Consider the following 22,463-nt stretch of genomic DNA (forward strand, 5'->3'; position numbering starts at 1 on the left):
CCGATCAGGCGCGCCGCTCACGCGAAGTAGCGATCGAGGATGCCGCGGTAGATCTTCGTCAAGGTCGCGATGTCCGCCACGGAGGCGCGCTCGTCGATCTGATGCATGGTCTGGCCGACCAGGCCGAACTCGATCACCGGACAATAGGACGAGATGAAACGCGCGTCCGAGGTGCCGCCGGTGGTCGACAGCTCCGGCTTGCGGCCCGTGACCTCTTCGATGGCGGCGACGGCGAGATCGGTGAACGGGCCGGGCTTGGTCAGGAACACGTCGGAGTTCGACGGCAGCCAGTCGATATGGGCGCGGATGCGGTTGCCGCAGGCTTTTGCCAGGCGCTGCTCGACCAGCGCGCGCAGCGACTCCTGGGTATGGCAGTCGTTGTAGCGGATGTTGAACTTCGCCCGCGCGATGCCGGCGATGACGTTGGTCGCGGTGTTGCCGACGTCGACGGTGGTGAATTCGAGATTGGACGGCTGGAATTGCGCGCTGCCATTGTCGAGCGGCTCGTCCGACAAGGCCACGATCAGCCGCGAGATGTCCGGCACCGGGTTGGAGGCGCGGTGCGGGTAGGCGACGTGGCCCTGCTTGCCCTCGACGATCAATGTGCCCGACTGCGAGCCGCGACGGCCGATCTTGATGCAGTCGCCCATGACCTCCTGATTGGACGGCTCACCCAGCACGCAATGATCGAATGTCTCCCCGCGATCGGCGGCCCATTGCAGTAGTTTGATGGTGCCGTTGATCGAGACGTCCTCCTCGTCGCCGGTGATGAGGAACGAGATCGAGCCCTTCGGCTGGCTACCATGGTCGCGGAGATAGTCCAGCGCCGCGGCGACGCTGCAGGCGATGCCGCCCTTCATGTCGACCGCGCCGCGGCCATAGATGTAGCCGTCTTTCACCTCGCCGGAGAATGCCGGCAGGCTCCAGGAGGCTTCGTCGCCCGGCGGCACCACGTCGGTGTGGCCCGCGAAGGTGATGTGCGGCCCCTCGGTCCCGATGCGTGCATAAAGGTTGTCGATGTCCGCGGTGCCGGGTTCCGAGAACGTCACGCGATGGGTCGTGAAGCCCGCCTGTTTCAGCAGGGCTTCGAGCACGCCGAGCGCGCCGGCGTCGGCGGGGGTGACGGAGGGGCAGCGGATCAGGTCGCGGGTGATGGTGAGGGCATCGGTCATGCCCCCCGCTTACCATGGGCGTTCGGGCGGCCGCTAGTGCGGCCGCCCGACGCCGGATGATCAGTCGCGCAGCAGCTCGTTGATCGAGGTCTTGGAGCGGGTGCGCTCGTCGACGCGCTTGACGATGACGGCGCAGGCCGTGCTCGGGCCGATCTGCCCGTTCTTCATCGGCTTGCCCGGCAGCGCGCCCGGCACCACGACGGCATATTCCGGCACCTCGCCGACGAAGGTCTCGCCGGTCTCGCGGTCGACGATCTTGGTCGAGGCGCCCAGGAACACGCCCATCGCCAGCACCGCGCCCTTGCGGACGATGACGCCCTCGGCGACCTCCGAGCGCGCGCCGATGAAGCAGTCATCCTCGATGATCACCGGGCCGGCCTGCAGCGGCTCCAGCACGCCGCCGATGCCGACGCCGCCGGAGATGTGCACGCGCTTGCCGATCTGGGCGCAGGAGCCGACCGTCGACCAGGTGTCGACCATGGTGGACTCGTCGACATAGGCGCCGAGATTGACGAAGGACGGCATCAGCACGACGTTCCTGGCGATGAAGGCCGAGCGGCGCACGATCGCGCCGGGCACGGCGCGGAAGCCGGCCTCGCGAAAGCGGTTCTCGCCCCAGCCCTCGAACTTCGACGGCACCTTGTCCCACCACGACGCCTGGCCCGGGCCGCCGGGAATCACGCTCATGTCGTTGAGGCGGAACGACAGCAGCACGGCCTTCTTCAGCCACTGGTTGACGCTCCACTTGCCATCCGCGGCGCGCTCGGCGACGCGGGCCTCGCCCTTGTCGAGCAGCTCCAGCGCGCTCTCCACGGCGTCGCGCACCTCGCCCTTGGTCGAGGTCGACACGCCGTCACGGGCGTCGAAGGCGCTGTTGATGGTGGATTCCAGGGCGGACAGTGACATCGGTCGATCCTCGCTTGGTCCCGGGCGGGTCGCCTGGGGTCGGTCATGTACGAGCAGGGTGGGGCAGGCGGGCTTTTTCGGAGTTTGGGGCAGGGGAGTCAAGTTCACTCCGCCGTCGTCCCGGACAAGCGGAGCGCCCCTCTGTGTTCGTTTATGCAAAAGGTCTCTCGCGCGAGCGCCGATCCGGGACCCATAACCACAGGGAGATGTGCTGGGCACATCCTGAGCCGCTTGCGTGCCTCACACATCGGCCTGTGGTTATGGGTCCCGGGTCAAGCCCGGGACGACACCGAATTTGGCGGACCGCCGTCGCAACTCATGACCAGCCAGCCGGTCGCTTGTGCGAGACGACGCAACGAAGGCTATGCGGAGACCAGCCGCTGCAAGAACCCCGTCAGATCATCCGTGACATGATCGACATGCGGATCGTCGCGACCCGACAGTTCCCAATCCTCGCGCACCACCTCCTTGGTGCCGTCGGGCACCACCAGCACGGTGGTCATGCCGAGATCGTGCGGCACCACGAGATTGCGGGCGAGGTCCTCGAACATCGCGGCCCGGGTCGGATCGACGGCGTGCAGCGCCAGGAATTTGTCGTAGGTCTCGCGCGCGGGCTTCGGCGTCAACTCGGCGGCGATGATGTCGAACACGCCGTGGAAATGCCCGGCGATGCCGAGCCGCGCCAGCACCGCGTCGACATGGTCGACCGAGCCGTTGGTCAGGATCAGCTTGCGCCCCGGCAGCTGCTCGATCGCCGCGCCCATCGCCGGGTTCGGCTCGAGCGGCGAGTGGTCGATCTTGTGCACGTAGGCGAGGAAGTCGTCGGCATGCACGCCATGCTCGGTCATCATGCCGCGCATCGTGGTGCCGTAGCGCTTGTAGTAGTCCTTCTGAATGCGCCGCGCCTCGGCGGCGTCGACCTTCAGCCAGTTGGACACGAACTCGCCGATCCGCGCGTCGACCTGCTGCCACAGATTGACGTGGTGCGGATACAGCGTGTTGTCGAGATCGAACACCCAGGTGTCGACGTGATCGAAGGCGCGCGGTGATTTTGTCATTGTTGCCTCGATCCATTCTGCCTCAGGTCAACCTGCCCGGCTGGCGCGTCATATCCCGCTGTCGTCCCGGCGAACGCCGGGACCCATACCGCGTGATCTCGCTTGGGGCAGGATGGCTGACGCCGGTGGCCCACACCACGGCCGGTGGTTATGGATCCCGGCGTTCGCCGGGATGACGGCAGAGGGTGGCACGGCATCGTGGCCATCATTGGAATAGCGGTCACGGCAGCGCAAAGCGCAGCGTCTTGCCGCCGCGGGTGATGTCGACGGCGGTGAAGCCGGTGGCGGTGAAGCCGCGGCTTGGGCAGTCGCCCTGCTCGGTGGTCTCGAACTTGTTCTCGCGCGTACAGAGCTGCACCAGGCCACCCCAGTTCAGCGGCTTGTTCTTCAGCTTGATGGTGCGGTTGTCGTCGTCGACCGCTTCCGCGAAGCTGTAGACCTTTTTCGGCTGTCCGGTGATGTCAGGATGCAGGCATTTGCCGGCATCGATGCGATACCAGCCGCGGCTGACGACCGTGCGGCCGTCATCGGTGCCGACGGCCGCCATCACCTTGTGCGGGGTGTCGTTGCACCAGGTCAGCCCGACCGGTGATGGCGTCTGCACCGCATCGACCATCGTGGCGAAGAAGCTCGGCTGCGAGACGACATCGGACGCCAGTCCGCGGCTCTTCAGGAACGCGGCCAGCGCCGCCTGCGTCTTCGGTCCGTCGACGCCGTCGATCGGCGAGGCGTCATAGCCGGCGATGCCGAGCAGCCGCTGGATGCCGGCAAGGCGGGCCTGCTCATCGTCGTATTCGGCACTCTCCGCGAGATAGGCGATCAAGGTGCCGTCGTCGGTCTTGGTCGGCGTCACCTGCGTGAACGCCGCCGGCGTCTGGCCGGTACGGCACTGTCGCGCGGCGGCGATGACGAAATTGTCGGATGCGGCCACGCAAAGCTGGTCGTTGCCGTTCTCAGCCATCGGTGAGGCGCCATACAGGCTCAGCGCGCGCGCGTGAAGCAGGATGCGATCGGCCGTCATCGTGCCCTGCAGCACCACGCGGCAGGTCGCCGGATCGAGCCGGAACCAGCCACGCGTCGCGGTCGCCGCCTTCTCGTCGATGCCGATCGCGGCCTCGACGACGTAGCTCATGCGGTTGCAGAGCTTGAGATCGGCGCGGGCCGGGGTGGCGGAGGCGAGAAGCGGAAGAAGGAGTGCAGCCAGGGAGACTGCGAAACGAGCTCGGAGAGATATTGGGTACCCAGCTCTCTCTCCGCAGTCATGGCCGGGCTTGACCCGGCCATCCACGTCCTTGCACCCACCGCAAACAGCTTCATGGATGCCCGGGTCAAGCCCGGGCATGACGAGACTTGAGCTTATGGCGGCCCTGCCCATCACTTGTGGATCAGCGTGCCCGTGCCCTGGTTGGTGAACAGCTCGAGCAGCACCGCGTGCGGCACCTTGCCGTCGAGGATCACGACGCCCTGCACGCCCTGCTCGAGCGCGTAGATGCAGGTCTCGACCTTCGGAATCATGCCGCCGGAAATGGTGCCGTCGGCGATCAGCTTGCGGGCGTCCTTGATCGAGATTTCCGGAATCAGCTTCTTCGACTTGTCGAGCACGCCGGGCACGTCGGTCAGCAGCAGCAACCGCTTGGCCTTGAGCGCTCCGGCCACCGCGCCGGCAAAAGTGTCGGCATTGACGTTGAAGGTCTGGCCTTCCTTCGAGGTCGCGAGCGGCGCCAGCACCGGAATCAGCTCATAGCCGATCAGCTGGTTCAGCAGCGTCAGGTCGACCTTGTCGGGCTCGCCGACGAAGCCGAGATCGACCACCTTCTCGATGTGGCTGTCGGGATCGACCATGGTGCGGGTCGCCTTGACGGCGCGCACCATGTTGCCGTCCTTGCCGCACAGGCCGACGGCCTTGCCGCCGGCCTCGTTGATGTAGCCGACCAGCTGCTTGTTGATCGAGCCGGCCAGCACCATCTCGACGATCTCGATGGTCGCGGCGTCGGTGATGCGCAGGCCGGCGGCGAATTCGGAGACGATGCCGAGGCGCTTGAGCATGGTCGCGATCTGCGGTCCGCCGCCATGCACGACCACCGGATTGATCGCGGTCTGCTCCAAGAGCACGATGTCGCGTGCGAACGCCTTGGCGGTGTCCTCGTCGCCCATGGCGTGGCCGCCATATTTGATGACGATGGTTTCGTCGTCATACTCCTGCATGTGCGGGAGCGCTTCGGACAGGATGCGGGCCTGATCGAGCGGGCTGATGGTGGTCGCGTCGGTCATGTCTGGGGGATCTCGGCTGTCGGGGCGTGGTCGGGCGCGGTTCTATCCGATTGCCGCCGCCGCGCAAAGCACCGGATCAGCGGCGCTGCGGCCATAGCGCGCAGACCGTCAGCGCAATCCAGCTCGCAATCTGCAAGCTGCCGCCAATCGGCGCCGCATACGGAAACAGCCGGTCGCCGGCGAACTGCCGCATCAGCAGGTCGCCCGCGAACAGCGCCGGGCCGAGCACGAAGCCGGTCGCCGCGATCACGCCGATGCGCCTGGCAACGACGCCACGCTCCGCCAGCGCGACCGTGCCGAGCAGGGCACAGGCGTGGAACAGCAGCATCGTGGAGGCGGTCGCGAGCCGCGACGCGTCGGCGTCATGCGCGGCCTTGGCCGCCAGCGCGACACCGGCGGCGCCCATCAGCCCGGCCAGGGCGACCAAAACGCGCCATGGCGTCATGCGCCGCGCTCCTCCAGCAGGCGGACCATCGCGGCGCGCAGCTCCGGCATTCCCGTGCCGGAGCGCGACGACGTCGCTAGCACCTGCGGAAACGCCGCCGGATGTTTGGCGAGCGCCGTCTCCGTCTCGGCAATGCGGCTGGCGAGCTCGGCCGGCTTGATCTGGTCGGCCTTGGTCAGGACGAGCTGATAGCTGACGGCGGATCTGTCGAGCGTTTTGAGAATCTCCTGATCGACCTCCTTGAGCCCGTGACGGGCGTCGATCAGCACATAGACGCGGGCGAGCGAAGCGCGGCCAAGCAGGAACTGGTGGATCAGCTCGGTCCAGGACGCGACCTTGGTCTTGGCGGCGGCGGCATAGCCGTAGCCGGGCATGTCGACCAGCCGCAGCGGTGCCGAATCGGGGCCCTGGAAGAAGATCAGCTCCTGCGTGCGGCCGGGCGTATGCGAGGTTCGCGCCAGCGCGTTCTGTCCGGTCAGGGCGTTGATCAGGCTGGATTTGCCGACATTGGAGCGACCGGCGAAGGCGATCTCGATTGGCCCCATCGGCGGCAGGCTGGCGATCGACGGCGAGGCATGGGTGAACCGCCACGCCTGCGCGAACAGCTTGCGGCCCTTCTCGATCAGGCGCTCGTCGATGTCGCTGCTCGTGGTCATGACAGGCTTAGGCCTCCGTCATGCCCGCGCTTGACCCGGGCATCCACGCTGCTGTGCGTGGCTCTCAAGACGTGGATGGCCGGAACGAGCCCGGCCATGACGCAAACTTTCATCGTTTCGGCGGGTGAACTTTCAAGCCGGCTTTTTCCTGAACGTGCCGCGGATGTTGTCGAACAGCTCCACCTTCACGCCGTTGCGTCGCATGATGAAGCTCTGCTGCAGCACCGAGAGCGTGTTGTTCCAGGCCCAGTAGATCACGAGGCCGGCCGGGAAGCCCGCGAGCATGAAGGTGAAGATCAGCGGCATCCAGTTGAAGATCATCGCCTGGGTCGGATCCGGCGGGGCCGGGTTCAGCTTCATCTGGAACCACATCGTGATGCCCATGATGATCGGCCAGATGCCGAGCGCGAGATAGTGCCCGAACAGCGGCAGCTGGGTCGGATCGAACGGGATCAGGCCGAACAGTGTGAACAGATTGGTTGGATCCGGCGCCGAGAGGTCCTTGATCCAGCCGATGAACGGCGCATGCCGCATCTCGATGGTGACGAAGAGAACCTTGTAGAGCGAGAAGAACACCGGGATCTGCAGCACCACCGGGAGACAGCCGGCTACCGGGTTGATCTTCTCCTTCTTGTAGATCTCCATCATCTCCTGCTGCTGCTTCATCCGGTCGTCCGGATAGCGCTCCTTCAGCGCCTGCAGCTGCGGCTGGATCGCCTTCATCTTGGCCATCGAGGCGTAGGACTTGTTGGCGAGCGGGAGGAACGCCAGCTTCACCAGCACCGTGACCAGCAGGATCGAAACGCCGAAATTGCCGAAGAAGCGGAAGAAGAAGTCGAGCGCCAGGAACATCGGCTTGGTCAGGAAGTAGAACCAGCCCCAGTCGATCAAGAGATCGAAATGGTTCAGCCCGAGCTGCTGATTGTAGCCGCCGAGACCGCCGAGCGGAAAGTTGATGCCGACCACGCCGGCCTCCTTGGCGCCGGCGAACAGCCGCGTGGAGACCGTGGCCGAGCCGCCGGCGGGGACCGTCTGCGGGTTCTCGACATAGTCGGTCTGATAGCGGTGCTGGTTGTCGACCAGCTTCGACGAATAGTTCGCCTGCAGGCGGGCATCGGTCATCGGTAGCAGCGCCGCCGCCCAGTACTTGTCGGTGATTCCGAGCCAGCCGTTGGTAATGTCGAACTTCGCCGCCTTCTCGTCGTCCATCTTCTTGTAGGTGAACTCCTGCAGGCCCTTCTCGCCGAGATAGCCGATCAGGCCTTCGTGCAGGATGTAATAGCCGGAGACGTGCGGCGTGCCGTGGCGCGAAATCAGGCCGTAGGGATACAGCGTCACGGGCGCGCTGCCGGCGTTGGTGACGTCGTCCTTGATGGTGAAGAGATAATGATCGTCGACGCTGATGGTGCGCTGGAACGTCAACCCGTCGCCATTGGTGTAGGTGAGCTTGACCGGGGTCGCGGGCGTCAGCGCATTCGCGCCGTCCTGCTGCCAGACCGTGTTCTGGTCGGGCACCTGCACCTTGGCGCCGGCGGCGTTGACCCAGCCGAACTCGGCGTAATAGGGCTCGGCGGTGTTCGAGGGCGAGAACAGCACGATCGCCGGTGAGTTGGGATCGACCGTCTCGCGATACTGCACGAAGGCGAGGTCGTCGATGCGCGCGCCCTTCAGCGAGATGCTGCCGCTCAACCGCGGCGTATCGATCTTCACGCGCGGGTTGGCTGCGATCGCGGTCTCGCGCGGCACGACGCCGGTGGCCGTGGTCGCCGCGCCGCCCGGCGCGCTCGGGCTGCCCGAGGCGGCGGCATTCGGTTGCGGCGTAGCCGACGGCGCGGTGCCATCGGGCTGCGTGGCGGGCCCCTGCTTCTTGGCGAGCTCGCTCTGCAGCTGGGCCTGCGCGCGCTGCTTCTCCATCTGCGGCCCGTTGTAGAACACCTGCCACAGGATCAGCACGAGGCCGGACAGGATGACGGCGAGGATGGTATTGCGATTGTCGGTCATCGTTCTCTTATCGTCTCGTCGTTCAATCCGGTTGACGGGATGCGCCCGGCGTCGGTGCGGGCGGCCTGGCGGCATTCGAGGGCCGGCGCGGTTGCGGCCTGGCCTGGGGCCGGTCGAGCCGGCGCAGCGCGGTCGTCAGGTCGTCGAGCATGGTCTGGAAGTCGCGCGACAGCGCATCCCGGCGGCCGACCAGCACATAATCACTGTGCGGCCGCATCGTCAGGGGATCGAGCCGCTTCACAAGCTCGCGCAGCCGCCGACGGATGCGATTACGCTCCGTGGCGGTGCCATTCTTCTTGGTGACGGTAAAGCCGATCCGGACCGGGCCCTGATCCCCGCGCTCACGGCGCTGGACCACGAAGGCAGGACTGTTCGCCCGCACGCCATCGGCAACGGCGAGGAAGTCCGCCCGCTGCCGCAGCCGATCCATGATGGAAATCTCCGGGACGAACGCCCTGGCTTCAGGCGCTGAGACGCTTGCGGCCCCGGGCGCGACGCGCGGCAAGGACCTTGCGGCCGCCGGTGGTGGCGAGACGGGCGCGGAAGCCGTGACGGCGCTTGCGCACCAGTTTGCTGGGTTGATAGGTCCGCTTCACGGGTCGATCTCCGCTGACGGGCAATTTGCCAGTTGACAACTTGCCGGCTTGAATTGTCGATTGATGTCCGGAGATGCTTTCGGGCCCAAGATGGACCGCTGCCGGCCCAGAAATCGAGCCGCCCCGGGCGAGCCGGGTCATCGCGGACGGTTGGCGCGGCTTATAAGGGAGCGTCCCGGCTTCGTCAATCGCGGCAAGACGTCCGACCAGCCGCTCGAACGACGTGTGAAGAGGCGGTGTAAACGCCTTCGTCACGGATACTGGTCAGCGTCCGGTCATGTGACCTGATCAATAACCTACAAGACTGGGACACGAGGGCCGCGCTACACGAGTGTCTCGGTTGAGGCGGAAAGGGTCAGAATCGCGCGATCCGGGTTCCATTATGAACGATTTGGAAACCTCAACATGAGCGATCCGTAATTTGACCGGACTCCGGTGCAGTCCCATCTTGCGGACGCGTAAGGGTGGGGGTGTCTCTTACAAGGGCGATACGTGACAGAGAGCGACAACCAGCCGATCCTGGAGCGTCTGCGACCGAAACGGTCGCGCCGGCTCGGCTTGTCCGGAAAGCTGCTGTTGTTGACCATTCCGCTGGTGATGATCGCGGAAGTCCTGATCTACGTACCCGCGATCGCCAACTTCTGGAGCAATCGACTGAACGATCGACTGGCGGCCGCCAATACCGCTGCTCTCGTGCTCGACGCAGCGCCCTCCGGCATGGTTCCGGACTCGCTGGCGCGGCAGATCCTGACCTCGATCAACGCGCGCGGCGTCGCCATCAAGATGGGCCAGCAGCGGCGACTGCTGGCGAGCGCCGATCTGCCCGCCTCGATCGACCACGACTTCGACATGCGCGACATGACCGTGTGGTCGTCGATCGCGAATTCCCTGAAGATGCTGACCGAGACCGGCGATCATACGATGCGCGTGATTGGCCCGGCGCCGGGCCGCGCCCAGTTCATCGAGGTTGTCACCGACGAGAAGCCGCTGCGCAAGGCGATGTACCGCTTCTCGCGCAACCTGCTCGGCGTGTCGCTCCTGCTGGCGATGCTGACCGCGGCCCTGGTGTATTTTGCCCTGCATTTCCTGTTCGTGCGGCCGATGCGGCGCCTGACAGCGAGCCTGGTCGGCTTCCATGAGAATCCGGAGAGCGCGGCGCGCATCATCGTGCCGAGCCAGCGCTCCGACGAGATCGGCGTCGCCGAGCGCGAGCTCGCCGACATGCAGCGCGATCTCGTCTCGATGCTGCATCAGAAGAGCCGGCTCGCCGCGCTCGGCCTTGCCGTCTCCAAGATCAACCACGATCTGCGCAACCTGCTGGCCTCTTCGCAGCTGTTGTCGGACCAACTCGCCAGCGTGCCGGATCCGCGGGTCCAGCGCTTCGCGCCGAAGCTGATGCGCTCGCTCGAGCGCGCCATCGCGTTCTGCCAATCCACGCTGTCTTACGGCAAGGTGCAGGAGCCGGCGCCGGACCGCCGCATGGTCACCGTCGAGCCCGTGATCGCGGAGGTGCGGGAGACAGCCGGGCTGTCGCCGGACGCCTCGATCACCTGGATCGCCGCGGTCGAGCGCGGCCTCAAGATCGATGCCGATCCGGATCAGCTGTTCCGCGTGCTGCTCAACCTGGTCCGGAATGCTGCGCAGGCCCTGGACAGCCTCGCGGGCGACGCGGGCGTGCGCCAGATCCGCATCACCGGACGCCGTGAGGGCGCGGTGACCATCCTGGAAGTCTCCGATACCGGACCGGGCGTTCCGGCGAAGGTGCGCGAGCACCTGTTCGAAGCCTTCCGCGGGGCCGGCCGCCCCGGCGGTTCGGGCCTGGGCCTCGCCATCGCCGCGGAGCTGGTCCGCGCCCATGACGGCGACATCCAGCTGGTCGAGGGCACGCTCGGGGCCACTTTCCGAATCACGATCCCCGACCGCCCGGTCGAACTGCAGAGCTTCTGGACCGAGCGCGCCAGCGCCTGAGCCGCCGCCGTTCGGCACCAAAAAATGCTCGCAAAATGTCCCGCTCCAGCCTTGCCAAGCGGCTTCCGAGCCGTTAGTCAGAGGCCCTTCGCGAGGCCAGCCGGCATTTGCCGCTCCGGCCTTCCGGGATCCGGCCGCCGAGGCCTGGAGCCCGCCACAAGCGAAAAACGCGCCCGTAGCTCAGCTGGATAGAGCATCAGACTACGAATCTGAGGGTCGGACGTTCGAATCGTTCCGGGCGCGCCATTTATCCTTCTGACGTATCGTCGCTTTCTGCATCGGCACCAAATGACCCCAGACTATTGTGTCCCTTTAGTCTGGGTTTTAGTCTGGGGAACTTTTTTACAGTATTGCGGGAACTGGCCTCCTCAATGCGGGGGGCGCCGTTCGGTGTTTGCAGCGTCAGGCTGCCGAGACGGACTGTTTTGGGATGCCACCCTGACTCGGTCCGGATCCGCACACGTGCAGTCGCGGGTTCAACCGCGTGCCGGCGTTTGCCCTGCGTCTCAAGTCTTCCGATGCGTTCGGCTCGGAGTTGCAAAAAACTCGACTGGGTCGACCTTCAGCACCTCGGCAAACTTCCCGATGATTTCCAGGCCGACATAGGTCACGGCTCGCTCGATCCTGCTGACGTAGGCTCGATCGACCCCAGCTTCGTGTGCCAAGTCCTCCTGGGAGATACCCCGGTCGTGCCGGATGCGGCGCAGATTGGTCGCGAATCGTTGGCGCAGGTCCATGCCTCAGCCAACCGGTCTGTGGCCTATTGACCTACGGCTTTAAAGCCGAAAAAATGGCCGCGAACCCGACACTACGACCGAGGTCACGCGCGATGTCCAATGATCAATCAGCCAACCGCATAGAAGCTCTGGGCCGCTCGAAATCGGCGACAGCAGGCGACGATAGAGGTCTCCTCGCGCTCGAAGCGCAGCTCGACGACCTCGTTGCCCAATTACTTGCTGCTCAGGAAGCAAACGGCGCGCTAATTACGAGCTCAGATCCGCCGCCAGCTGTGCCGGACGATGCGAGTGGTGGAACAGAAAACGCATTGGTTAGTGAGGCCCAAGAGAAATGTGTGGAGGCTATCCTAGCGCGTCTTCACCCCATCGAACGAGCAATCATGGCCGCGCCCGCTTACTCTATCGTAGGGCTCGGTGTAAAAGCTCGCCATGCGGCCTATGTGATGTCCCAATATTGGGACGGGCCAACTGACAAGATCGACTGGGAGGCGCAGGCAATCCGGCTACTGATAGAGGCGGTCTGCGAGGTCGCCCGGACACCATTGTCGTTTCGGATGCGCGGGAATTGACCTTGCCCGAATAGCCGGCGCTGATGTTCTCGCAAGATGATACGTTCCTGATGCGGTCTTCCATCCACAGGCGCGCTACTCATCCGCAATCCAATCACGCACACGAGCTCGCGGGAATGACCTGCCGGCAGCGATGTTCTACTATTCCCGCGACCGCAGGGGCGAGCATCCGCAGGCACATCTGGCAGGCTACGCCGGCATCCTGCAGGCCGACGCCTATGACGGATACAGTCAGATCTATCTGGCGGGACGCCGACCTGGATCGATCCGGGAAGCGGCGTGTTGGGTGCATGCCCGGCGCCCGTTCTTCATCATGGCCGACATCGAGGAGAACGCGCGACGCAAGGCTTCCGGTAAGAGGGAAATCCCGCTCTCGCCCATCGCGATGGTGCAACGGATCGATGAGCTGTTCGAGATCGAACGCTCCATCAATGGCACGAGCGCCGAGGATGCATCCATGAAGATGGGAAGCCACTTATGTCTGGGAGTCCTCCTCGGCCCCTCCCGCGCGCCACCTGTCCATGCCTTTCGATCTTCGCCTTTATGCCATCGTCGATCCCGAGCAGGCGCGCGGCCGCGACCTCGCGGATCTCGCGCGCCGTTGTGTCGAAGGCGGCGCGACCCTTGTGCAGCTCCGCGACAAACGTAGTAGTAAAGGCGCGTTCGTCGAACAGGCGCGTGCGATCAAAAGCGCGCTCGCGCCGCATGGCGCACAACTCATCATTAATGACCGCATCGATGTCGTCCTGGACTCCGGCGCCGACGGCGTGCATATCGGCCCGGATGACATAACAGCCGAGGACACCGCCGCGTGCTCGGTCCCCGTGCAATCATCGGCCTGTCGATCAAATCGACGGCCGAAGCCGAGGCAGCCCCTGTGGCCCTGATTGATTACGCGGGGTGCGGCGGTGTCTTGCCAGTTCGTCAAAGGAACAGCAGCAAGCGCCGATCGGCCTCGACGGCCTTGCGCGCATCCTCGCGGTCTTGCGTCGCCGCGCGCCCAAGCTGCCGGTGTGCGCCAACGCCGGTATCCATGCCGCAAATGCGGCTTCCGTGATCGCGGCCGGGGCCGATGGGGTAGCTGTCATCTCCGCACTGTCGCGGTCACCCGATCCTCGGGCTGCCGCGCAGCTTCGCCACGTCGTCGATCACGAGCTGGCCGCGCGCCGATGACCTGCTCCTGAATCGGGACCTGGGAAGCGCACGACCCTGGGGCTCCCTTGGCAGATACTGCCGCGTTGGAGTGCGCATCTTTGTCAATGAAACAGTCGCCCGGCTGCTCCAATGGGATCTGTGATGATCTGGCCCGGCGTACTGCGCTTGAATGAGTCCACGGGCTTCTCGGTCCACTCCTTAACCTTCTCCGGCGATGTCTCTTTTTGGAGCCGATCCACTTGCCTGCCGACTTCGCCGCGCCGGACTGAATCGGCTGGATTCTCGATCCAACCCTTGATTTTCTCCGGCGCCACCTCGCCTGGAAGGCGCTTAACGGTCTCAAGCGCCTCTTTCGGCAATTTGCCGAGCAGCACGAGCACGCGGACCAGCTCGTTGTTCGGACCAAATTCCAAGTCGCCCAACAGCAACGCGAATTCCGAGTTTCCCGGACAAGCGCCAGCCTCCGGGGCCTTCTTCAGAGCCTCCGTCGATGCCGCCACGACCGCGTCTGCTTGCGCTTTCGTGCGTGCTTCGGCGGCCTTCAGTTCTTCCTCCTGGTTCGCAGCCCCTTGGCGCACTTCCACGGGAGCTGCGGCGAGCTCAACCTGCAAATTGAAGCCCTCACTCGTCGCGCTGAACTCTTTCGGCGTCAGCATCGTGATCACCGCCGGATACTTCGGCACGACCGACCAAGCGCCAACGGTTTGCGTGGGGAGCTTCGTAAAATGTGGCCGGGGATCGAGCACCAGCACGGTCGGTAACGGACCGATCGGCGAGGATATCCGGCCGCCGACCGATGGTACCTTCGTCCATCCAAAGTCGGTTTTAAGAACCCCGTCGGTCTTGATATCGGCACGAACGAGCGAGCACGTGCCGGGAAAGCCTAGCGCCGCGATCCGCTGCGGACCGGATGTGACCACGAGTGGCTTTGCCGTAGCCGTCATCGAAGCGTTTCCCGCACCCACCATGCCAACAGACGTGCGGACAACACCGCTGGCGATCACATCGATGTTGAGCTGGACCTTGACCGCGGCTTTCATCGCGGCGGCGATGGGTAGCTTGAACGTGCCGTTGCTCCACGATGCTTGGCCGAAATCGAAGTCAACCTGACCCGTCCCACTATCGTTATCCAACAGGACCGCCTGGACCCCGACATTCCCGAGCACGCCCATGCTTTGACGGTGACCGGCGAGATAACCACTTTGACCCGTCGTTACAAATGATACGCGGCGTTTGCTAGCGTCCAGCGTCCGGAGCTTCTCCGCCAGGGAAAGAAGCAAGGACTTCCCAATGTAGAGTTCCGAAGCGGTGCTGAGGCTTGATGCCAACTGCGTGGAGACGGCCGCTTCAAGGGCTGCAACCTTTCTCTGTAGCTCGGCCCGGTCAGTTGGGGGCTTTCTCGGCGTTACCGGCCGCGTGCCACGATCGCTGAGCCGTCCGAGCAACCAGATTCCCTTCTCGCTGAAGATGGGGCCTTCATAGGCGATGCGCTGGACGATCGAGCCCTCCATCATGGTTGCCTTGAACGACACACTCCCACTGCCGCCGTTTACAGAAACCGTCTGCTGCTTCTGCAGGCCTAACGGGATGTCCACTCGGTCAGGTAATTGCAGGTGAAGTTCGAGTGTGTGCGGGTTTGCGAGCGCAACCGCGAGGTCGGGAATGAGTGTCGTGAAGAAGCTGCGCTCTACCGCCCCGAACACACCGTGCCCAACATTTGGGAAAAATTCCGTCGGCTCGATCCGCAATGTCAGAACAGGGTCGCGGTCGGGAGCCGGTTTCGCAATGCCCTGAAACGTAATGCTTGCCGCAGCCTTTAGCGGAATCGAGAGGCCGGACTTTGCGGCCACGAGTTCGAGTTCCGCATCGAGTGCGCCTGCTTTGGGGATCAGGCGAACGGCCGTCACTTGCACGGTCGCTCCCGCGAGAACACCCGTATCGTTGTGTCGAATAGTCAACCCCGCGGCCTGGCTCAGCAATGCGTTGAGCGAGGCCATGTCCAGGAAAAAACCAGCGTCCCAAGCGTCCGGAACGGACCCTGCCGAGAGAGTTTGCGCCGTAAGATCGAGCGATTGCCAATACGAAGCAAGCCTCTCGCGGACGGCGATGCCACCTGTAAGTAGGGGGCTGCTCGTCTCAGCGACGGCATCAGGACCGGCAAGAAAGAGTGCTGCCAACATCGCCAGACGGGACCACGTATTCATGACCGTTCACCATCCATTTGGTTAAGGCATGTCGTGCGAGTTCAGGGCCTTTTCTTCATTGTCTGTCGCTGGCGGGTCTTGCTTTGCATCACCCGGCACTGCGCCCGCACTCGGCTTGGCCGCACGGAAGTACAGTGCCCAGGATCGCCCTGCGAGGACAAGGCTCGCGACAAAGAGGACGACGTAGAACCAGCTCTGCAGCGGCGAGTAGATGTATGGCATTTGACCACTGACAACCGAGTTTGCGTCCAGATAATGATCGTGTAGGGCCGGTCGAATTTCCCAAAGGCTGCCCGAAAAGAAATGGAGATTTAGCCGCGTGAGAAGCGACCACGCCGAGGTCTCGGCCGACGGCACAACATCGGGGGCCGGCACGAAGTCGAGGTACCGGCGGATGAAGATCGCGGAGGCTGCCAAGGGCAGAACGAAGAACCAGAGCGTCCGGATGAGCTGATCGGCTAGACTTGCTATCGACCAAAGCGCTGTCGGGCGATGGTACTTGTTCAGAACGAGCAAGTCCCCGCTTGAAAGCTTATCGTCTTCGTAAGCACCGGCCTGGACATCGGCAAGGAACAGCTCTCGCAGTTGCTCGCGCCGACCAAGCATGCCCAGATAGAGGCAAAGCGACAAGAATACAGCAATCGGGCCGAACACGACCGCATGCCCGACATTGAAACCAACAACGCCGCTGAAGCCGGCGCCGGCGGCCGGGTTCATCTGAAAATGTGGCGCCCGCACCCAAAGGACAAGCAGCAGCAAAAGAAAGCCGATGGCGACAGCCGCCTTCTCGAAGGCCGCCGTATACTCTTCGATCCGTTTCAAATCGTCTGACATGGCTCTTGATGCGTTCGGCCCAGCGCGGTGCCCAGCGAAATGCTCGCACGAAAGTCCTGTCACAGACAACCTCTAGTGCGCTCTGGGCGGTCCGCCGCCAGCACCTTCTCCCAGGGTCATCCTCCTTCGCTGACGCTGGCCGGCGTCTCCAGCATGCGAACGTCAGGAATCCAGAAACATTGGGGGCGGCCTCCTCGGCGGACCTCGTCGGCACGGCTCTATCCCGCCGCAAGCGTGGCGGAACGGAGCCGCCAGAAGGCGTCTCCGCCCTTGGGGTAACGATCCTCGCCCGTTGTCCTGCGGTTGGCATGCCAAACGGGTCCGAGGAATCTCTGGCCGCATCCGCGTTGACTGGGCGGTGTTATCGAAGGGGCGCTGCCGCGTCGGGGCCGAAGCGCAGGGTTCACCTACGCGCTAACTGTCCAGACGACCAAGATAGGGAGCTGTGCCAAGGCGCATCATCGTTGTCAGCGTTTCTTGGTAGCAGGCTGATCGCGTTGGATCGTTCGAGCGCGCCGTCCCGGCTCCGCCCTGTCGTGACGTATTCTCATCGCCGCGGCAGCTTGCCTCATAGACCGGCCGGAATGCCGTGTTGCGCAGCATGAGAGCGGCTTCCTCTTTTGTGAGATCGTACAGATCATTGTCCATGAATGGGCACGCAACGCCGGGGGCATCCCCATGGCGGCAAGGTAGCCGTCCAATTGGCGGATCCCCGCCTCCGTCTGCCGGCGCAACTCTTGCGGTGACATCCTTTCGGCCTTTCCCTCCGCAAAGCGAAACATGTGAAGGCCGATGACATCGCCTTCACGGCTGAAACCGCTCGTCCAGATATAGGCGCAGGAGCTTGCGCAGGCGTATGCAAAGCCATCCGGGTCGGCAACGCCATCGCCCGCCGTACCCACCTTGTCCTGCATAGCTTCCTGGAAGACGCAACGAGCCAAGCCTTGGCCATCGCGAAGCGGCGCGCGTACCTGCGCCCGGAGCATCCGCACCTGGTTGCCGATATTTATCGCGGCCCCGACCGATCCTCCAACGGAGGAAATCGTGACGCGATAGAGCACGTAGCCCGATTGCACATAGGGTGTCACCAGCGCGCGAAACCGCGCCCCAACAGAGCCCTGGGTCTTTACCTGATGGTAGACGTGGGAGCGATGACATTAGACGTCTGCGCCTTTCGACTTGGACAAACCGATGCAGCGACGGACCTCTACGGGCTGCTTGCAGCGCAGGTGCGACCGCTCGGTGTCGAAGCGTGACACTGGTTCCTCGGAGAGGGAAAAACCGAGTCCGATTTTGCCACTCAGTGTGACCGCTGTCTTTGCGGCGTGGTTTGGCGGACCAGGATAATGCGATCAATTCGACGGCCCGCCGTCGCCAAAATTTCGGGCGCGGATCTGGTAAGTCGGTCGCCACAGCTCCCGCCCATCGTAACGGTCTTGTTTAGACGCGAAACCTTGATGTGCTCGACGTGCACGTGGTGCCGTGAGCAGCCGTATTAGACCTCATCGCGCTGAGGTCTCGGCCGCCACCTGACGGGATCTGCGATCCAACAGTTGATGTCTGATTCATGCCAACCCGTCCCATTTGCGCTGATCTTGAGTTGAGCCGGGAACGTCCGCTCGGCGATTTTGCGGTAGATGGTGGACCGGGACAGCCCGGTTCTGGCGAGGACGGTTTTCAAGCGGATGATACGGTCTGGTTCGCGCATGGCCGCGCTGCCTCCTGCTGGCTGTTTCTGACGGCTGCTGAGACCAGACAGGACGGGCGGTTGCGAGCGCGCAAGGAAGTTTTCGCGTCGGGCGCACTGAGGCGTAGAGCCGGCGGAAATTAGGATGGATCAGATTCCGATGCCGCGGCCTCTACCGAGGTCGATGCCGTGGGAGAAGGCGAGTTCGAGGCCGAGCCGGCGGCCTGATTCGAACGCGATGCCGAGCTCCCGCTTGCGATTGTCGAGGAGCGATTCCAGTTGCGGATCGCGTTCGAGGCTTCTTGCCATATCGCCCATCGCCGAGCGTGTGGCCCTGTAGCCGGAGAAATCGCCCGCCTGATACTGGCGCAGGCTGCCCTGGTCGAGCCTCTGCCAGTCCTCCACGAAGCGGTCGGCGCGGCGGCTAAGGGCGATGCGCAGTTCGGTCTCGAGCTGGAGCGCGCGGATGGCGCGGTTTACCCGGCTGCCAGCCGCCTCGCGGGCAAGCTCCGGGTTCTTCTTGTAGGCGGCTTCGGCATCGAGCGAGCCATGGGGCCGCACCTCCTCGAAGGCCCGGCGGGCCTTTTGCAGTTCTTTCACCTGCTCGGGACTGGCCTCGCCGCCCATCTCCTGCGCCGTGAAGATGGCATCCACAGCCCGGGCGTGGCGCACGAGCGCGCGGGTCCGCACGTGCCGCAATTCCTTTTCCGCCTCTTCCGCCAGCTTCCTTTCCGGCGCTTCCGTGTCGTGCCGCCAGGCCTCCGTACCGCTCCTTTCCCTTTCCGGCGCTTCCCGCTCGGGCCTCGGTCCGCCATCCGGGCCGTTCACATCTGAAGGAGAGCGCAGCCTGTCGAACATGTTGCGTACCTTGTCAGGCACGACCTTGCGCACGATTTCGGCCACGCGCTCGCGGAAGGTGATCCCGCGCCGCTCGGCATAGCTCTGGATCGGATCGGCCCGATCGTAGTCCGAGGCCATGTCCTTGGACCGGTCACGCGACAGGGTGCGGACCAGAACGTCCCGACCCGCAAAGTCATCGAGGCCATAATGCAGATCCACGCCGTCGCGGTGCCTCGACAGGGCGACATAGCTGCTGTGGGCGTCCATTCCCTGCGTCGCCAGCACATGGGCGCGGTCGACCGTCATGCCCTGCGCCTTGTGGATGGTCGCGGCATAGCCGTGGTCGATCTTGTTGTAGTCTTTCAGGTCGAACTGCACGGATCGGCCATCGTCGGTCTGCACGGTCATGGATTGCGCGCTGACCTGCTCGACGATCCCGAGCGTGCCGTTCTTGACGCCAAGGCCGCGCTCGTTTTGCAGGAACATGACGCGATCCCCGCTGGCAAAATGTCTCGCGCCGCGCTCGACCGTTACGCGGACGTCATCACCTAGATCGCCTGCGGCCCGCATCCGCTCGCGCGCTGCTTCGTTGAGAGCGCGGACTTCGTCGTTGGTGTGGGTAAGGATGATCCCGCTCTTGTCGGGCGCCGCCTGCCGGTCGCGGTCCCAGCGCTCGATGAGATCGCCGCGCGCTTGCTCGCGAGTCTCGGCCTCATGCACCATGCCGTGGGAGCGGTAGGCCTCAAGCGCATGGCCCCCTCTACCGGTTGCCAGATCGCGCGTGGCGTCGCGTTGCCAGTCCTCCCGCTGACGGCGCACCTCACCGATCTCGACGCCGCCGTGCCGCTCATGAATCGACCGGAACGCCGCACCAGCTTCGATAGCTTGCAATTGCTGCGGATCGCCGACCAGCACCACCTTCGCGCCTGCATCGGCAGCATGGGACAGCACGCGCTCGAGTTGGCGCGTGCCGACCATGCCGGCCTCGTCGATCACCAGCACATCGCTCGATTTGAGCAGATCACGGCCTTGTTCCCAGCCATGCTCCAGGCTGGCAATCGTGCGTGACGCGATGCCCGATCCGCTCTCAAGGTTTTCAGCGGCAATGCCGGACAGCGCCACGCCCCGAACCTCGAAGCCTGCCGCTTCCCAGGCCTCCCGCGCCACGCCCAACATTGCGCTCTTTCCGGTCCCTGCATGGCCGACCACGACGCCGAGATCGCGTCCGTCCGTGATATGTGCCAGCGCCTCGGCTTGATCCCCAGAAAGCACCAGGCCGCGCGCTTGCGCGCGTGCCAAAGCGGCTTGGCCGTCCGCGTCGCGCACCTCATGGCGCGCCCGGTCCGCCATCAGTTCAGCGGCGCGGTGCAGGCGCTGCTCCGCCTCGATCATTCCGCGGGTGGTGAACCGATGCTCGCCGCGGGCGTCCTTGCCAAGTTCGACCAGATCCGGCGCTCCCCGCATCGCGCCTAGGACCTGGTTGAACTGGTCGATCCGGTCGCTGTGCCGGTGCGCAAACTTTGCCAGGTCGCGACGGGTGAAGGTCGATTGCTGCTGGGTGATGGCGTCCAGTCCAATAGTGGGATCGGCGATGATCTGCGCGCCATTGCGGCGTGCGATCTCGCGGTGCAGCTCGGCGCGATCGGCTTCGCTGCCTTCGCCGTCGACGCCGCGGTCCTCAATGCGTTTGGCGGGTGCGCCGATCTGGCTTTGCGGCTCCAGTGCGATGCCCTGCGCTTCCAGGCTGCGATGGTCGATCCGCGCATCGATATCGAGTTCAGCCAGGCGCTCATTGGCGATCTCCGCCCAGCGTTGGCGCCAGCGCTCGACCATCTCCGTGCGGTTCCAGTCCCGCACCTTCTGGCCAAAACCGTTCTCGTCCACCGCGCGCATGGTAAGCATGACATGGGCATGCGGTTTGGGCATGCCGTCCTCGGCCTTGTCCCAATGCACATTGAGGTCAGCGATCATGCCCAGACCGACAAACTCGGCGCGAACAAAGTCCTGGGCGAGCTCGATCCCTTGCGCCTCACTCATCTCGCGCGGAAGGGCGAATTCGACCTCCCGGGCCAGCTGGGCGTCTTTGCGGATTTCGGTCGCTTCGACATCGTTCCAGAGCCGTTCGCGATCGCTCCATGCCTCCGGCGTGTTCTCAGGCAGCATCACCTCGGAATGGACGACGCCGCGCTTGGCAGAAAAGTCATGGCTGCGGTCCAAGCGCTCGTCGCGCAGCTGCGAGCCCGAACGGTAGGCGGCCGACGCCACCGAGCTGGACCCAGACTTGCGGCCAATGACCTTGACGTGAAGATGATAGATCGCCATCGCGGCCGGATCATCTACACGGCGAAGCGCACGTCGGCACGACGTATAAGCGCGCCCTCCCTCGAAAAAATCTCGGGAGGGACTATCCCGTCTCAGCTCGTCCTGACGATCTTACAGCACTGTGAGGGGTGCCAAGCTATCATTCCCCATCAACACCCATGGAGAAGATGATGCGCAAACCACGAGACTTTGATGCAGATCTCAAGGCACTCGAAGACAAGGCGCGCGGGCTGAAAACTCGCAAGGTGCGCCAGCTTGGCGAGCTGGTGATCGCGACCGGAGCCGACACACTCACTGCTGAAGAACTTACCGGCGCGCTGATCGTGCTGGCAGAGACGAAGGAGGCCGGGAAGAGGGAGGCATGGGCCAAGCGCGGGGCCGCGTTCTTTCAAAGCCGGGTGCGGCGAAATGCGCCAGCAATTGGTCGCAACACGGAGGGCGCTCCTACGCAACCAAGCGGCGCGCAACCGGCATCAGGCCGCAAGGGCGCGACATGACATGCGCACGTGGCAAGTCGAGCGCCGCAAGCGCACCCGGCACCTCATAGAACTCGGTGGCCTCGTCGCCAAAGCCGGAATCGTCGATTTAACCGGCGACGACCGTGCCACGATCCTCGGCGCGCTGCTCTGGATGGCCGACAAGCTCCAAAGCAATCAGGGCGAAAGGGCACGAATGCTATGGACTGCAAAGGGAAAGCAAGCGTTCGAGGCAGATCTGGCGACGCACGTACTGACAGATCGTGATGCGTCACAATGACAATTTAGCTTCAAGCGCAACGTTGGAGGTATCGAGCGGGCATTTGTAAGACCGGGCTCAGCGTGTAGTGAAGCCACTGACAAGCTGTGCCCTCCCAGAAAAGTAGGCGGGGCTGCTTCCGCCCTGCCGACGCGCGCGCCGCTGCCCACGTTTCGCGGCCGCGGCCTTGACCGGTTGTTACCGTTCCGAATGCTGCCCGACTGCTGCGGAATCCCCCCTGAGAGCCGCCTCCGAGGATTATGACGACAACCCCAACCTAAGGGTGAGATCGAGTCGCATCCCCGAG

Annotated in this window: 22 protein-coding genes, 1 tRNA gene and 1 pseudogene; 9 read left to right on the top strand and 15 right to left on the bottom strand. The window is 64.3% G+C overall.

The features are described from left to right. Positions 1-17: 17 nt before the first annotated feature. From dapE to rpmH, 10 genes are all read right to left on the bottom strand, one after another. Positions 18-1,172: a succinyl-diaminopimelate desuccinylase gene (gene dapE, locus BRADO_RS03640; RefSeq protein WP_011923954.1), complete on the bottom strand. Its 1,155-nt coding sequence runs from the start codon at positions 1,170-1,172 to the stop codon at positions 18-20. A gap of 60 nt (positions 1,173-1,232) precedes the next feature. Then, positions 1,233-2,078 carry a 2,3,4,5-tetrahydropyridine-2,6-dicarboxylate N-succinyltransferase gene (dapD, locus tag BRADO_RS03645; RefSeq protein ID WP_011923955.1) on the bottom strand — a complete coding sequence of 282 codons (846 nt, stop codon included), beginning with the start codon at positions 2,076-2,078 and terminating at the stop codon, positions 1,233-1,235. A gap of 362 nt (positions 2,079-2,440) precedes the next feature. Next, positions 2,441-3,136 (bottom strand): pyrimidine 5'-nucleotidase, encoded by a 696-nt coding sequence (locus BRADO_RS03650; RefSeq protein WP_011923956.1) that lies wholly within the window; start codon positions 3,134-3,136, stop codon positions 2,441-2,443. 220 nt (positions 3,137-3,356) lie between these two features. Beyond that, the gene (locus tag BRADO_RS03655; protein ID WP_011923957.1) at positions 3,357-4,424 is read right to left on the bottom strand and encodes a DUF1036 domain-containing protein; all 1,068 of its coding nucleotides are present in this window, start codon (positions 4,422-4,424) and stop codon (positions 3,357-3,359) included. 86 nt (positions 4,425-4,510) lie between these two features. Then, positions 4,511-5,407, bottom strand: coding sequence for an acetylglutamate kinase (argB, locus tag BRADO_RS03660; protein WP_011923958.1), 897 nt, complete (start codon positions 5,405-5,407; stop codon positions 4,511-4,513). A 76-nt stretch (positions 5,408-5,483) separates the two neighbouring features. Continuing rightward, entirely contained in the window at positions 5,484-5,852 is a 369-nt protein-coding gene (locus tag BRADO_RS03665) for a DUF423 domain-containing protein (RefSeq protein WP_011923959.1), read from the bottom strand. Further along, on the bottom strand, positions 5,849-6,508 hold the full coding sequence (gene yihA / locus BRADO_RS03670) for a ribosome biogenesis GTP-binding protein YihA/YsxC (RefSeq protein WP_011923960.1): 660 nt from the start codon (positions 6,506-6,508) through the stop codon (positions 5,849-5,851). The genes BRADO_RS03665 and yihA overlap by 4 nt, the downstream gene beginning before the upstream one ends. Positions 6,509-6,640: 132 nt before the next feature. Beyond that, positions 6,641-8,509, bottom strand: coding sequence for a membrane protein insertase YidC (gene yidC / locus BRADO_RS03675; RefSeq protein WP_011923961.1), 1,869 nt, complete (start codon positions 8,507-8,509; stop codon positions 6,641-6,643). Between the two features lie 22 nt (positions 8,510-8,531). After that, positions 8,532-8,939, bottom strand: a complete 408-nt coding sequence (rnpA, locus tag BRADO_RS03680; protein ID WP_011923962.1) for a ribonuclease P protein component — start codon at positions 8,937-8,939, stop codon at positions 8,532-8,534. 31 nt (positions 8,940-8,970) lie between these two features. Further along, entirely contained in the window at positions 8,971-9,105 is a 135-nt protein-coding gene (gene rpmH / locus BRADO_RS33660; protein WP_006609582.1) for a 50S ribosomal protein L34, read from the bottom strand. A gap of 492 nt (positions 9,106-9,597) precedes the next feature. Here rpmH and BRADO_RS03690 point away from each other — a divergent pair, with 492 nt between their 5' ends. Then, the gene (locus BRADO_RS03690; protein ID WP_011923963.1) at positions 9,598-11,073 is read left to right on the top strand and encodes a HAMP domain-containing sensor histidine kinase; all 1,476 of its coding nucleotides are present in this window, start codon (positions 9,598-9,600) and stop codon (positions 11,071-11,073) included. Between the two features lie 169 nt (positions 11,074-11,242). Next, positions 11,243-11,319 (top strand) — tRNA-Arg (locus BRADO_RS03695). 260 nt (positions 11,320-11,579) lie between these two features. Here BRADO_RS03695 and BRADO_RS03700 read toward each other — a convergent pair. Next, a complete protein-coding gene (locus BRADO_RS03700; RefSeq protein WP_011923964.1) occupies positions 11,580-11,810 on the bottom strand; it encodes a helix-turn-helix domain-containing protein in 231 nt (76 codons plus the stop codon). A 92-nt stretch (positions 11,811-11,902) separates the two neighbouring features. Between BRADO_RS03700 and BRADO_RS35575 the strand changes: the two genes are divergently transcribed. From BRADO_RS35575 to BRADO_RS35990, 4 genes and pseudogenes are all read left to right on the top strand, one after another. After that, entirely contained in the window at positions 11,903-12,379 is a 477-nt protein-coding gene (locus BRADO_RS35575) for a hypothetical protein (RefSeq protein WP_011923965.1), read from the top strand. A 112-nt stretch (positions 12,380-12,491) separates the two neighbouring features. Next, positions 12,492-12,830: pseudogene (locus tag BRADO_RS33665) on the top strand (transposase); the annotation flags it as partial. A gap of 70 nt (positions 12,831-12,900) precedes the next feature. Further along, positions 12,901-13,266: a thiamine phosphate synthase gene (locus tag BRADO_RS35985; RefSeq protein WP_011923966.1), complete on the top strand. Its 366-nt coding sequence runs from the start codon at positions 12,901-12,903 to the stop codon at positions 13,264-13,266. A 13-nt stretch (positions 13,267-13,279) separates the two neighbouring features. After that, the gene (locus BRADO_RS35990) at positions 13,280-13,552 is read left to right on the top strand and encodes a thiamine phosphate synthase (protein WP_011923967.1); all 273 of its coding nucleotides are present in this window, start codon (positions 13,280-13,282) and stop codon (positions 13,550-13,552) included. An 83-nt stretch (positions 13,553-13,635) separates the two neighbouring features. Here the strand turns inward: BRADO_RS35990 and BRADO_RS03715 are convergent, their stop codons facing one another. Together BRADO_RS03715 and BRADO_RS03720 are read right to left on the bottom strand one after the other, a co-directional pair. Then, on the bottom strand, positions 13,636-15,738 hold the full coding sequence (locus tag BRADO_RS03715) for a hypothetical protein (RefSeq protein ID WP_011923968.1): 2,103 nt from the start codon (positions 15,736-15,738) through the stop codon (positions 13,636-13,638). Between the two features lie 21 nt (positions 15,739-15,759). Further along, positions 15,760-16,572: a hypothetical protein gene (locus tag BRADO_RS03720; protein WP_041756068.1), complete on the bottom strand. Its 813-nt coding sequence runs from the start codon at positions 16,570-16,572 to the stop codon at positions 15,760-15,762. A 782-nt stretch (positions 16,573-17,354) separates the two neighbouring features. Between BRADO_RS03720 and BRADO_RS35280 the strand changes: the two genes are divergently transcribed. Next, the gene (locus BRADO_RS35280) at positions 17,355-17,828 is read left to right on the top strand and encodes a hypothetical protein (protein WP_162093045.1); all 474 of its coding nucleotides are present in this window, start codon (positions 17,355-17,357) and stop codon (positions 17,826-17,828) included. Positions 17,829-18,067: 239 nt separating this feature from the next. On the opposite strand, the gene BRADO_RS33675 is transcribed toward BRADO_RS35280, so the two are convergent. Both BRADO_RS33675 and traA read right to left on the bottom strand, forming a co-directional pair. After that, entirely contained in the window at positions 18,068-18,280 is a 213-nt protein-coding gene (locus BRADO_RS33675; RefSeq protein WP_041756069.1) for an AlpA family transcriptional regulator, read from the bottom strand. A gap of 129 nt (positions 18,281-18,409) precedes the next feature. Continuing rightward, positions 18,410-21,421, bottom strand: coding sequence for a Ti-type conjugative transfer relaxase TraA (traA, locus tag BRADO_RS03735; protein ID WP_011923972.1), 3,012 nt, complete (start codon positions 21,419-21,421; stop codon positions 18,410-18,412). 170 nt (positions 21,422-21,591) lie between these two features. Between traA and BRADO_RS03740 the strand changes: the two genes are divergently transcribed. Beyond that, a complete protein-coding gene (locus BRADO_RS03740; protein WP_011923973.1) occupies positions 21,592-21,918 on the top strand; it encodes a conjugal transfer protein TraD in 327 nt (108 codons plus the stop codon). 1 nt (position 21,919) lies between these two features. Beyond that, positions 21,920-22,177: a conjugal transfer protein TraD gene (locus BRADO_RS03745; RefSeq protein ID WP_041756070.1), complete on the top strand. Its 258-nt coding sequence runs from the start codon at positions 21,920-21,922 to the stop codon at positions 22,175-22,177. The last annotated feature ends 286 nt before the right edge of the window (positions 22,178-22,463 follow it).

The organism is Bradyrhizobium sp. ORS 278, from assembly GCF_000026145.1.
Classification (GTDB): Bacteria; Pseudomonadota; Alphaproteobacteria; order Rhizobiales; family Xanthobacteraceae; genus Bradyrhizobium.